12 protein-coding genes and 1 pseudogene are annotated in these 12,381 nt (G+C 73.2%); 10 read left to right on the top strand and 3 right to left on the bottom strand.

What is annotated here, in order from left to right; all coding sequences use genetic code 11:
- Positions 1-78: 78 nt before the first annotated feature.
- Positions 79-222, top strand: a pseudogene (locus ACZ3YO_RS26355) (amidinotransferase); the annotation flags it as partial.
- On the top strand, positions 219-1,496 hold the full coding sequence (rocD, locus tag ACZ3YO_RS26350) for an ornithine--oxo-acid transaminase (protein ID WP_465573730.1): 1,278 nt from the start codon (positions 219-221) through the stop codon (positions 1,494-1,496). The pseudogene ACZ3YO_RS26355 and the gene rocD, both read left to right, overlap by 4 nt.
- Before the next feature lie 45 nt (positions 1,497-1,541).
- Here the strand turns inward: rocD and ACZ3YO_RS26345 are convergent, their stop codons facing one another.
- Both ACZ3YO_RS26345 and ACZ3YO_RS26340 read right to left on the bottom strand, forming a co-directional pair.
- A complete protein-coding gene (locus ACZ3YO_RS26345) occupies positions 1,542-2,492 on the bottom strand; it encodes an alkaline phosphatase family protein (RefSeq protein WP_465573727.1) in 951 nt (316 codons plus the stop codon).
- Positions 2,493-2,794: 302 nt separating this feature from the next.
- On the bottom strand, positions 2,795-3,181 hold the full coding sequence (locus ACZ3YO_RS26340) for a hypothetical protein (protein ID WP_465573725.1): 387 nt from the start codon (positions 3,179-3,181) through the stop codon (positions 2,795-2,797).
- On the opposite strand from ACZ3YO_RS26340, the gene ACZ3YO_RS26335 reads away from it, so the two are divergent.
- From ACZ3YO_RS26335 to ACZ3YO_RS26300, 8 genes are all read left to right on the top strand, one after another.
- Complete coding sequence (locus ACZ3YO_RS26335) at positions 3,171-3,410, top strand: cupredoxin domain-containing protein (protein ID WP_465573722.1); 240 nt, start codon at positions 3,171-3,173, stop codon at positions 3,408-3,410. The two genes, ACZ3YO_RS26340 and ACZ3YO_RS26335, sit on opposite strands and share 11 nt — an antisense overlap.
- 99 nt (positions 3,411-3,509) lie before the next feature.
- Complete coding sequence (locus tag ACZ3YO_RS26330; RefSeq protein ID WP_465573720.1) at positions 3,510-3,980, top strand: hypothetical protein; 471 nt, start codon at positions 3,510-3,512, stop codon at positions 3,978-3,980.
- A gap of 147 nt (positions 3,981-4,127) precedes the next feature.
- Positions 4,128-4,478 carry a VOC family protein gene (locus ACZ3YO_RS26325; protein WP_465573717.1) on the top strand — a complete coding sequence of 117 codons (351 nt, stop codon included), beginning with the start codon at positions 4,128-4,130 and terminating at the stop codon, positions 4,476-4,478.
- Positions 4,479-4,998: 520 nt separating this feature from the next.
- The gene (locus ACZ3YO_RS26320; RefSeq protein WP_396324979.1) at positions 4,999-5,457 is read left to right on the top strand and encodes a carboxymuconolactone decarboxylase family protein; all 459 of its coding nucleotides are present in this window, start codon (positions 4,999-5,001) and stop codon (positions 5,455-5,457) included.
- 338 nt (positions 5,458-5,795) lie between these two features.
- A complete protein-coding gene (locus tag ACZ3YO_RS26315) occupies positions 5,796-6,029 on the top strand; it encodes a hypothetical protein (protein WP_465573714.1) in 234 nt (77 codons plus the stop codon).
- Between the two features lie 113 nt (positions 6,030-6,142).
- A complete protein-coding gene (lysA, locus tag ACZ3YO_RS26310) occupies positions 6,143-7,561 on the top strand; it encodes a diaminopimelate decarboxylase (RefSeq protein WP_465573712.1) in 1,419 nt (472 codons plus the stop codon).
- Between the two features lie 271 nt (positions 7,562-7,832).
- Complete coding sequence (locus ACZ3YO_RS26305) at positions 7,833-10,238, top strand: ATP-binding cassette domain-containing protein (protein WP_465573709.1); 2,406 nt, start codon at positions 7,833-7,835, stop codon at positions 10,236-10,238.
- Positions 10,239-10,350: 112 nt separating this feature from the next.
- Entirely contained in the window at positions 10,351-10,800 is a 450-nt protein-coding gene (locus ACZ3YO_RS26300) for a helix-turn-helix transcriptional regulator (RefSeq protein WP_465548501.1), read from the top strand.
- 141 nt (positions 10,801-10,941) lie between these two features.
- Here the strand turns inward: ACZ3YO_RS26300 and ACZ3YO_RS26295 are convergent, their stop codons facing one another.
- The gene (locus ACZ3YO_RS26295; RefSeq protein WP_465573706.1) at positions 10,942-12,300 is read right to left on the bottom strand and encodes an FAD-dependent oxidoreductase; all 1,359 of its coding nucleotides are present in this window, start codon (positions 12,298-12,300) and stop codon (positions 10,942-10,944) included.
- Between the last annotated feature and the right edge of the window lie 81 nt (positions 12,301-12,381).

The following is a 12,381-nucleotide window of genomic DNA, read 5'->3' as shown; positions in this document are numbered from 1 at the left end:
TTCCTACCGTTGAGGCACGTCAGATCACCACCTCACCGGAAGCGGAGGAACCCCTCCGTGCCCACGAGCTGCGAGGTCCGGGAGTCCTTCGTCGCCCCGCAGGCCCGCGGCCTCGTCGGCCGGCCCGCCGACCGCGGGTACGTCCCCGTCCCCGTCGACCGGCCGGAGTTCCGCAAGGCCGGCGGCGGCATCACGTGCTGCACCCAGGAGATCCGCGCATGACCACCCCCGCCACCGCCCCCACCTCTCCCACCGCCTCTCCCACCGCGGCCTCTCCCGCCCGGGCCGCGCGCTCCTCGGCCGAGCTCATCCGGGCGGAGGAACCCGTCCTCGCGCACAACTACCACCCGCTGCCCGTCGTCGTCGCCCGCGCCGAGGGCGTCTGGGTCGAGGACGTCGAAGGCCGGCGCTACCTCGACCTGCTGGCCGGCTACTCGGCGCTCAACTTCGGCCACCGCCACCCGGTGCTGGTCGAGGCCGCGCACCGCCAGCTCGACCGGCTCACCCTCACCTCCAGGGCCTTCCACCACGACCGCCTCGCCGGCTTCGCCGAGGCGCTGGCCGGACTGACCGGCCTCGACATGGTCCTTCCGATGAACACCGGCGCCGAGGCGGTGGAGAGCGGCATCAAGATCGCCCGCAAGTGGGCGTACGACGTCAAGGGCGTGGCCCCGGACCGGGCGACGATCATCGTGGCCGCCGACAACTTCCACGGCCGCACGACGACCATCGTCGGCTTCTCCACCGACGACACCGCCCGCGCCGGATTCGGCCCCTTCGCCCCGGGCTTTCGCATCGTCCCCTACAACGACCTCGCCGCACTCGAGGCGGCGATCGACGAGACGACGGCCGCCGTCCTGATCGAACCCATCCAGGGCGAGGCCGGTGTGGTCATCCCCGACGACGGCTACCTGACCGGTGTCCGCGCACTGACCCGGCGTGCGGGCTGCCTCCTGATCGCGGACGAGATCCAGTCCGGCCTCGGCCGCACCGGGCGCACCCTGGCCGTCGACCACGAATCCGTCGTGCCGGACGTCCTGCTCCTCGGCAAGGCGCTCGGCGGCGGCATCGTCCCCGTCTCCGCGGTGGTCGCCCGCCGCGAGGTCCTCGGCGTGCTGCACCCGGGCGAACACGGCTCCACCTTCGGCGGCAACCCGCTGGCGGCCGCCGTCGGTTCGGCCGTGGTCGGGCTGCTGGCCACCGGCGAGTTCCAGCGCCGCGCGGCCGAGCTGGGGGAGGTCCTGCGCAGCGGCCTGGAGGCCCTGAACGGCAGGGGCGTGACCGGCTACCGGGCGCGCGGGCTGTGGGCCGGGGTGGACGTCGACCCGGCGATCGGGACGGGCCGCCAGATCAGCGAACGGCTCCTGGGCGAGGGCGTCCTGGTCAAGGACACCCACGGTGCCACGATCCGGATCGCCCCGCCCCTGACGATCACGCGGGAGGAGCTGGAATCGGCCCTCGCGGCTCTCGGAACGGTCCTCGGACACCGAGGGTAGAAGCACCGCAGAGCCCTGGCCGGGGCCGCTCGGCGCCCGCCCCCGTCACTTCCAGATACCGGTGATGTCGGATGCCGTCATCGAGCGTCCGGCGTGCGCGGTGCCGAACATGGACTCGATGGTGTGCAGCACGTCGTAGTGGTCGTAGCGGGTGCCGCTCGTGCTCCCCGGAGCGACCGGCCGGCCGACGAGCACGGTGGGGATGCGGTTGTCCGCGCCGTGCGAGTCGTCCTCGTCGAAGGTGACGATCAGCAGGCTGTTGTTCTGCTGCGCCCACGCCGCGTAGCCGCCGAGGTTGTCCCTGAGCCAGCTGTCGCCGGTGGCCACCGGGCAGTCGTGCATGTCGTTGCAGAGATTCGGGATGACGAAGGAGACGTTCGGCAGTAGGCCGAAGTCGTGCGGGAACTGGTCGAAGGTGCGCGCGGTGTCCGTGGGGACGTTGCCGAAGCCGAACCAGGGGTTGTGCTTCTGCGCGTACAGCCCGCTGCGGCAGGTGGTGTCGCCCCGGCCGGGCAGGTCCTCGTTGTAGCTGGCCCAGCTGTGGCCGGCGTTCGTGAGTTCCGTCGCGAGGTTGGCGGCGTTGCTGAAGCCCGGGGTGACGCAGCTGTCGTCGGTGATGCCCTGGGTGTCCCCGGAGAAGAGGGCGTAGTAGTTCGGCTGGCTGGGGTGGGTGATCGCGCGTGAGTCGGTGAGGTCGGCGCCTCCACTCGCCAGGGAGTTGATGAAGGGCGCGTCGGGGTTGCCGATGATCTGCGCCTCCTGGTGGTTCTCCAGGACCACGACCACCACGTGGTCCGGGGCGGGGAACGTCGCGGCGTGCGAGGCGGTGCTGCCCGCCGGTCCGCACGCCGTCCAGAGGCCGGCCGAGGCGACCAGGCCCAGGGCCGCCGAGAACCGGGAGCGCCGACGGAGCTTCCGGCGGGTGCGGGTGCGGGTGCGGGTGCGGGTGCGCCGCGCGACGGCGTCCTTCATGGTTGCGGGCTGTGACCGGGACATCTCGACTCTCCTCCCGGTGGGACGCGAGGCCGGCGGCCGCGGCGCCGTCACCCCCTCCCCTCCAGCAGAACCCGGTGCTCCGGGCGTGGCAAACGGGGCACCGACCCTCGGCATGCCCGGCGCAGCGGCGCCTGCCGTGACGGCTCCGGCGGACACGCGCCGGGCCGCCGCCGGTCCGCGGTCCGTCTGTGGTCCGACCGCCGCCGCCGGTCCGCGGTCCGTGCGCGGTCCGTCCGCCGTCCGGACCTCCACCGGTCACCCGGGGGAGTGGTTCGGCGCCGGTTCCCGAGGGGGCGAACCATTCACCGGGCGGGCCGTGCCGAAGGTGTGGCGGGAGCCCTGACGTCGTCACCCGTGCGACGGCCCGGCACGCCGCCGGCCCCGCCGGTGCGACGGTCCTTCCCGCCCCCTTCGAACGGAGCCCCCGTGACCACCTCCCGACTGCTCCGGGCCGCCGGTGCCCTTCTGCTCGCCGCCGCGCTCGGTGCCTGCTCCAGCAGCAGCTCAGGAAACGGCGGTGCGAGCTCGGGCAGCGCGAGTACCGCCACCGCGAGTGCGGGCCCGGCGAGCACGAGCACCGCCGGCACGGTCAGCGCGAGCGCAAGCACCGCGAGCGCGTCCGCCACCGGCACGCCGTCGCCGTCGCCGTCGGGCACGACCAGCAGCGGCGCCGTGCAGGTGACGATCAAGAACTTCCTCTTCGAGCCGGCCGACTTCACCGTGCGGCCCGGCGAGAGCGTGACGGTCACCAACGAGGACTCCACCGCCCACACCCTCACGGCCGCCGACAAGTCCTTCGACACCGGGACCATCGCCCCGGGCAAGTCGGCGACCTTCACCGCGCCGACCCAGCCCGGCAGTTCCCCCTACATCTGCACGATCCACCCGTTCATGCACGGCACCCTCAGCGTCGGCTGACCCGCCCCCCACCGACCCGTCTCCCACAGACCCGCCCCCACCGACCCGTCTCCCACAGACCCGCCCCCGACCCGTCCACCGATTCCGGAGGTATCCGTCATGGCCGGCCCCGCCCCAGGCACCGTGCGCCGCGGACGAGCCGTCGACGCCGTCCTGCGCCTGCTCGCGGCGGCCGGTCTGGCCGTGGACGCCGCCGTCCACGCCCGCCTCGCCGACCAGTACGACGCCGTCACCGCGGACATCAGCCAGGGAACCCTGTTCCGCGCCGAGGCCGCCGCGGCGAGTCTCGCCGTCGTCCTCGTCCTGCTCTGGCGCCACCGGGTCGGCGACGCCTTCGCCTGGCTCACCGCCGCCGCCGGCCTCGCCGCGATCCTCCTCTACCGCTACGTGGACGTCGGAGCGCACGGCCCGCTGCCCAACATGTACGAACCGATCTGGTCCACCGACAAGACCACCGCCGCCTGGGCGCAGGCGGTCGCGGTGGCGGCCCTGACCGTCCTGCTGCTCCGCCCCCGCGGCCGGCGCAGACTCCGGCGCACCGAGGCGCCCGGCCCGGACGGATCGGCTTGACCCCGGTCCTCCCGGCTTCGCTCCCCACGCTCGGCGGGGGCGAGATGCCAGTGGCTCTGGTCGGCCGGTCGACCCGCCAGTGATCGGCAAACACCCGTTACGGCGTCGTACCACCGGTTTGCTCACGCCAAGACCTACCCTGGCCGCATGATCATCGGTGGGCACGTTGTCGTCTACAGCCGCGATGCGGAAGCGGACCGGGCGTTCTTCAGGGACGTGCTGGAGTATCCGCACGTCGACGCGGGAGGCGGCTGGTTGATCTTCAAGCTCCCGCCGAGCGAGATCGCCGTGCATCCGACGGAAGGCCCGGGGAGCCAGGAGCTCTACCTGATGTGCGACGACGTCGACGCAACGATGAGGACCCTGGTCGCGAGGGGAGTGGAGTTCGTCCAGCCGGTCACCGATGCGCGTTGGGGGCGGCTGACCAGGTTCCGACTGCCGGGTGGCGCCGAGGTGGGCCTGTACGAGCCCCGCCACGAGCGGGCCACCGATCTGTAGTTCTCCCGGACCTCGCCCAGCACCCGTTCGTCGGCCGGCGCAGCTCATGCCCCGCCCCGGTCAGCCGGGCTGGGCCGCGGCGGGCGGGGCGGCTCGGCCGAACATCGCGCGGATCACGGCGGTCTGAAGGGCCTCTGGGTCGGGCGGCCTGGGTGACCTGGGCGGCCTTCGACCGTGTGGGCGAGGACCATGGTGACAACGGATGTGTGGCCGGCCGCCGTTCCGCCTCCGCCGTGTACTTCGGTCGCTGATGCATCGTCATGACCCGTTCCATGAAGCATGATCGGGCCCGTTCCCGCGTCCGTTCGGGGGAGGACGCCGCCCACCGCGTGCGATGGGGAGGCCCGGGCGGTCTGCCGAGCGTGCACTTCTCTCGGCTGCGCCTGTCACATCTCCGGCCCAGGATCCGTCGAGGGGGTGTAGGCAGACGAAACCGCTGAAGGGACCCGCTGTGAACACCACCATCACCACCACCGAGTAGCCCGCCGACCCCACCGTGACTTCGGCGCCGGCGTCGCGGATGCCGGACCCGTCGGAGCTGGTCCCGGAGCTGAAGGAGCTGGGCGGCTGGCTGTACCGGGCGACGGGCAACCGCTCGGTGCCGCGCACCACGATCGGGCTGGTCCAGCTGCGCGCGGGGCAGATCGTCGGTTCGACCTACCTGACCGCCCTGCACACCGGTCTGCTGCGCAAGGCCGGCGAGACCGACCAGCGGATCGACGCGGTGGCGACGTGGCGCACGGCCCCGTACTTCACCGACGCCGAGCGCGTCGCCTTCGCGCTGGTCGACGCCGTCCTCACCGCGAACCCTCACGGCGAGCGCGTGCCCGACGACCTCTACGCCGAGGCCGCCCGCCACTACGACCCCAAGGCCCTCGCCACCCTGACCATCGCCATCGGCCAGGTCAACTTCTTCGTACCCCTCGCCCTGATCGGCAAGCCCGTCCCCGGCGTCGCTCCGTCCGAGCAGTGGACCTGACACCCCGCCCGGCCGCCTGCCGCACCGGCCCGGTGCCGGCAGGGCCGTGACCTGTGCGGTAGCGCCGCAGCCGCCCCGGGAACGGTTGCCGGGACTGCCGCACCTGGCCGTGCGCGGCCCGAGGGGTCCCCGCTCCTGACGGGGTGGGCGGCGCGCACCGGTGCCGGCGGAGGGGAATCAGCTTCCGGCCCCCGAGGGATGTCAGAAAGGCGTCAAGGACGGCCGCCTACGCGTAGGCCACGCGTCAAGGCCGGCTGCGTCCGGCCCGCACCGGGGCTCCACTAGAGCAGCGGGCCCGAACCGGTGGTCCGCTCGAACCCCGGAAGGAAGCGTCCACCATGAGTGAGACCCAGACCGCCGTCGCCGTCGCCACTGTCGCGCGGCCGCTGCGCAGTGTCGGGCAGATCGGGCAGACCGCCGTCCTGTCGCGACGCCCCGGCGCGGCGCCGGTCCCGGCGTTCCGGCCGGAGCGGGGTGAGGACGAGCCTGCGGACGGGCCGTCCGCAGCCGGTGCCCAGCCGCTGCGCGAGCGGGCGGCGCACTGCCGGATCGCCATGCAGTACCTCGACTGACGGCGTCCGTCGTCCGCCGTCCGCGCTCTGCCCGGGCCGTCCGCCGACGCCGTCCGCGCCGTGCGCGGGTCCGCCACCGACACGCCTCGCCCTCCCCGCAGGAGTACCCCGCCATGACCAAGCCGTCCGCCACCCCGCTCGCCCTCCTGCCGTTGCCCGGCCGGTCGGCCGCCGTCGCTCCGACCGCCACCGTTCCGGCCGCCACTCCGGGAGACGCCCCCGGTACCGGGGACGCCCCCGGCAGCCCCTGGCCGGCCTCGGCACGCGCCGGCGCCGGAGGGGAGCTGCTGGTCGGCGGAGTCGGCCTCGCGGAGGCCGCCGACCGCTTCGGTACCCCGCTGTACGTCCTGGACGAGGCCGAGGTGCGGGCCCGCGCCCGTGCCTACCGGCAGGCGCTGCCGCACGCCGAGGTGCTGTACGCCGCCAAGGCGTTCCTGTGCAGCGCGATGGCCGACTGGCTCGCCGAGGAGGGCCTGGGCCTGGACGTCTGCTCGTCCGGCGAACTGTGGCTGGCCGCCTCGGCGGGCTTCCCGGCCCACCGGATCGTGCTGCACGGCAACGCGAAGACCCCGGAGGAGCTGCGGCTCGCCCGTCGGCTGCGGGTCGGCCGGATCGTCATCGACGGCGCGGCGGAGATCGCCCAGCTGGCGGCGCTGGTGGCGGCGGACACGCCGCAGCGGGTGCTGGTCCGGGTGCTGCCGGGGATCGCCGCCGGCCATCACGAGGCGGTGCGCACGGGCGTCGGCGGGCAGAAGTTCGGGTTCGCGATCGAGGGCGGGGACGCGGCCGACGCGGTGGCCCGCGTGCTGGCCCAGCCCGGGCTCGAACTGGCCGGCCTCCACTGCCACCTGGGCTCCCAGATCACCGACGTCGAGCCCTACCTCGCCGCCGTGGACGCCGTGGTGCGGTTCCTGGCCGGACTGCGCGACCGCCATGGCGTCGAGCTGCCGGAGCTGGACCTCGGCGGTGGCCACGGCATCCGCTACCTGCCCGGGGACGGCGAACTCGACCTCGCGGACTTCGCCGGCCGGGTGACCACCCGCCTGGCCGCCCGGTGCGCGGAGGCCGGCCTCGCGCTGCCGCGCCTCGTGGTCGAGCCGGGCCGCGCCATCGCGGGGCCGGCCGGGGTCGCCGTCTACCGTGTGCTGTCCGTGAAGCACACCGCCGACGGCCGGGTCTTCGCCGCGGTCGACGGCGGTATGAGCGACAACCCCCGACCCGCGCTCTACGGCTCGCCGTACACCGTCCGGCTGGTCGGCCGACGCTCCGACGCCCCGCCGGCCCGGACGGACGTGGTCGGCCGGCACTGCGAGGCCGGCGACGTCCTGGTCCGGGATGCGTGCCTCCCGGCCGACCTGCGGGCCGGCGACCTGGTGGCCGTCCCCGCCGCCGGCGCCTACCAGCTCTCGATGGCCTCCGGCTACAACCTGGTCGGCCGCCCCGCCGTCCTCGCCGTCCGTGACGGCCGGGCCCGCCTGCTGATCCGCCGCGAGACGGTCGACGACTTCCGCTCCCGCGAGGTCGGCCGCTGACCGGGCGGACGCGCGGAGCCCGGGGCAGGCGGGCGCCCGGGGCGCGCAGCTGCCCGGCGGGCCGGGCGGCGGGACGGCTCCTCGTGGCCGGACTCCGAGGGCGTCCGGCCACGCCCGGCGGGACAGGAGGCCGGACCGGTCAGGAATCGAGAAGCGCAGGCCCCCGAGCGGCTCGAAGCTGGTTAGATCGAGCCGGGTGATGCCGGCGGAGACCGCGGAGGCGGCGCTGCCCGGCAGTTGAAGGCGGCCCCGCGCAACAGATGGAGACACGATGAGCACGGCCCCGAGGACGAACGCGCAGCCGCCCGAGCTGCACGTTGCGGACAGCCACGACCTGATCCGCGTGCACGGCGCGCGTGTGAACAACCTCAAGGACATCAGCATCGAGATCCCGAAGCGCCGCCTGACGGTGTTCACCGGCGTCTCCGGCTCGGGCAAGAGCTCACTGGTCTTCGGCACGATCGCCGCGGAGTCCCAGCGGCTGATCAACGAGACTTACAGTGCCTTCGTGCAGGGCTTCATGCCCACGCTGGCGCGGCCCGAGGTCGACGTCCTCGAAGGGCTGACGACCGCGATCCTCGTCGACCAGCAGCGGATGGGGGGTGACGCCCGTTCCACGGTCGGCACCGCCACCGACGCCAACGCGATGCTGCGCATCCTCTTCAGCCGGCTCGGACAGCCGCACATCGGCTCGCCCCGGGCGTACTCCTTCAACATCCCCTCGGTCAGCGGGGCGGGTGCGATCACGCTCGAACGCGGCGGGAAGACCGTGAAGGAGCGGCGCAGCTTCAGCATCACCGGCGGCATGTGCCCGCGCTGCGAGGGCCGGGGCTCGGTCACCGACATCGACCTCACCCAGCTCTACGACGACAGCAAGTCGCTCAACGAGGGCGCGCTCACGATCCCCGGCTACAGCATGGACGGCTGGTACGGCCGCATCTTCAGCGGCTGCGGCTTCTTCGACCCGGACAAGCCGATCCGCAGGTTCACCAAGAAGGAGCTGGACGACCTCCTCCACCGGGAGCCGACCAAGATCAAGGTCGACGGCATCAACCTGACGTACGAGGGGCTGATCCCGAAGATCCAGAAGTCGATGCTCTCCAAGGACATCGATGCGCTGCAGCCGCACATCCGCGCCTTCGTGGAACGGGCGATGACCTTCACCGCCTGCCCCGAGTGCGGCGGCACCCGGCTCAGCGAGGCGGCCCGCTCGTCGAAGATCGGCGGAACCAGCATCGCCGACGCCTGCGCGATGCAGATCAGCGACCTGGCCGCATGGGTCCGCGCCCTCGACGACCCGGCGGTGGCGCCGCTGCTCACCACGCTGCAGCAGACCCTCGACTCGTTCGTGGAGATCGGCCTCGGCTATCTCTCGCTCGACCGGCCCTCGGGCACGCTGTCGGGCGGCGAGGCACAGCGCGTCAAGATGATCCGCCACCTCGGCTCCTCGCTCACCGACACCACCTACGTCTTCGACGAGCCCACCACCGGCCTGCACCCCCACGACATCCAGCGGATGAACGGCCTGCTGCTGCGGCTGCGGGACAAGGGCAACACGGTGCTCGTCGTGGAGCACAAGCCGGAGACGATCGCGATCGCCGACCACGTCGTCGACCTCGGCCCCGGTGCCGGTTCGGCGGGCGGCACTGTCTGTTTCGAGGGCACCGTCGAGGAGCTGCGGACCGGCGGCACCATCACCGGCCGCCACTTCGACGACCGGGCCCGCGTCAAGGAGACGGTGCGCAAGCCCACCGGTGCGCTGGAGATCCGCGGCGCGACGGCGAACAACCTGCGCGACGTCGACGTCGACATCCCGCTCGGGGTGCTCACGGTGGTCACCGGCGTCGCCGGCTCCGGCAAGAGCTCGCTCCTGCACGGGTCGCTGTCCCAGAAGCCGGGGGCCGCCGGCGAGGGCGTCGTGTCGATCGACCAGGGTGCGATCCGCGGCTCGCGACGGAGCAACCCGGCGACGTACACCGGCCTGCTCGACCCGATCCGCAAGGCGTTCGCCAAGGCCAACGGCGTCAAGCCGGCGCTGTTCAGCGCCAACTCCGAGGGCGCCTGCCCGACCTGCAACGGCGCCGGTGTCGTCTACACCGACCTGGCGATGATGGCCGGCGTCGCCACCACCTGCGAGGACTGCGAGGGCAAGCGGTTCGAGGCATCGGTGCTGGACTACCACCTCGGTGGCCGCGACATCAGCGAGGTGCTCGCCATGTCGGTGACCGAGGCCGAGGCGTTCTTGGGCGACGGCGAGGCGCGCACACCGGCCGCGCACCGCATCCTCGCCCGGCTCGCCGACGTCGGGCTCGGCTACCTCACCATCGGCCAGCCGCTCACCACGCTGTCCGGCGGCGAGCGGCAGCGGCTCAAACTGGCCACCCACATGGCCGACAAGGGCGGCGTGTACATCCTCGACGAGCCGACCACCGGCCTCCACCTCGCCGACGTCGAGCAGCTGCTCGGCCTGCTCGACCGGCTCGTCGACTCCGGCAAGTCGGTCATCGTCATCGAGCACCACCAGGCGGTCATGGCCCACGCCGACTGGATCATCGACCTCGGTCCCGGGGCCGGCCACGACGGCGGCCGGATCGTCTTCGAGGGCACCCCCGCCGACCTCGTCGCCGCACGCTCCACCCTCACCGGCGAGCACCTCGCGGCCTACGTCGGCGCCTGACGGAGGACTTTGCCGGCACCGGTGGCCTGCCCGACCCGGGGCGGAGCGTGTTCCACGGGTCGGGCAGGCATTCCCCTGCCCGACCGGTGCCCTCTGTGGCACGATCTCGAAGATGACCAGCAAACCCGACGAGACGCAGCGCCTGAGCGATCTGGCACGGCTGCGCCGCGTCCGCGACCGCATCGACCGGGAGTACGCGCAGCCGCTCGACGTCGAGGCGCTCGCCCGCGGCGCGCACATGTCGGCCGGGCACCTCAGCCGCGCGTTCCGGCTGGCGTACGGGGAGTCGCCGTACGGTTACCTGATGACGCGCCGCATCGAGCGCGCGATGGCGCTGCTGCGCCGTGGCGACCTCAGCGTCACCGACGTCTGCTTCGCGGTGGGCTACGGGTCGCTGGGCACCTTCAGCACCCGCTTCGCCGAACTGGTCGGCATGTCGCCCAGCACCTACCGCCGCGACGCGGCCGGCGCGACGGAGGGGATGCCGTCGTGTACCGCGAAACAGGTGACCAGACCGATCAGGACCCGCGAAACCCCGGCCTCCGCCGACCGGCCCCGGTAGCGGCCGGGGCCGGTCGGCGGCTCCGGTCACTGCGAAGGACCGGGCGCCGCCCACGGGCACGTCGGGCCGTTCAGCCCTGGCACCGCCGGCACCGCCGGGGCCGCCGGGTCCATGGGCGACCAGGGCGTAGGCGGCGGGGCGTCACTCCCGGTGGGGCCGGGGGCCTGTGGCGGTGGCCGCCGCGGTGAGGACCTTCAGAGCGACGGACGGGTGGAACAGCACCGCGGGAGAGGCGGTCATGTTCACGACCCGGACGAACCGGGCCCACACCCCCGCGTCCTTCACGGCGACCTGGAACAGCCGGGCGTTGTACCAGTGCGCGATCCGGGCGCCGATCGGCTGCCTCTCGGGGTTCCACATGAGGTCGGAGTTGGTGGACAGCGTCCACGGCGCGAGCAGGAGCCGCCCCACCCGCTTCTGGCAGGCCCGGGCCAGCCCGTCCAGGCCCTCCCCGGGCCGCCGGGCCGCGAGCATCCGGCGCAGCAGGTCCGCCTCCATCGCGGCCACCGTCAGACCCTGCCCGTAGACGGGATTGAAGACGCAGACCGCGTCGCCGAGGGCGATCAGCCGCTCCGGCCAGTCCCGGACGGCGTGGTACTGGCGCCACTGGTTGTCGAGGTTGGTGTAGCGGTAGGTCGGCTCCTGGGTGGTGCGCTGCTCGATCTGCTCGGCCAGCCGTGGGTTGCGCAGGCCCTTGGCGAAGCCGAGGAAACCGTCGTCGTCGGTGGGCGGTTCGTCCTCGAAGGCGAACAGCGAGCACGTCCAGCGGTTGTGCTCGACCGCCAGCAGCACGCCGGCCTCCCGCACCGTGGGCGCGGACAGCATCTGGTAGGCGATCCGGAAGTCGGCCGGGCGGTCCTCGGGCCGGTCGAAGTTCATCGAGGTGTAGGTGACCTTCGCCCTGACCACCCGCTTCGGCGGTACCGCGACGCCACCCGCGCGCAGCCAGTCCTCCAGCTTGCTGGTCCGGCCGGAGGCGTCGACCACCAAATCGGCGGCGACCTCCTCCGGATCGGCGGCCTGCCGGCTGACCCGGACGCCCGTCACCCGGCCGGAATGGTCGCGGAGCAGCCCCTCGCACCGGGTGGAGGGCATCAGTGTGACCTCGGGGAGGGCGAGCACCCGGCCCCGGATCCGCCGCTCCAGCTCGTCCCGGGTGAAGGCCTGGATCATGACCCCCGTCCGCTGCCGCGGCGCGTACCCGGTCGGGAGCAGGAAGTCGATGCCCTGCCCGTAGTCGAACACGGGGGCCCCGAGGGCGGCGAGTTCGTCCCGCAGCCCGGGGAACAGCTTCTCCAGGACCTCGCCGCCCTTCGCGAGCATCGCGTGTGCGTGATACCCCTGCGGCGCACTCGGATGCGCCCCGCTACGGTCGTCCACGGCGTCTCGTTCGACGACCACCACCTCGCCGAAGAACTCGGCCAGGACGCGTGCGGTCACCAGCCCCGCGTAGCTGCCGCCGATCACGACGGCCTTCCCCGATGCGTACTTCTTGCCCATGCGGCCTCCGCCACCAGATTGCGAACCGGGTCCACCCTTGCGGCAACTCCCCGCTGGAATGCCGGTGTTGAGGAGAAGTCC

Source organism: Kitasatospora sp. NPDC022785, assembly GCF_055561295.1.
The sequence above is the reverse complement of the archived record's forward strand: the minus strand, read 5'-3'. Positions and strand labels throughout refer to the sequence as shown.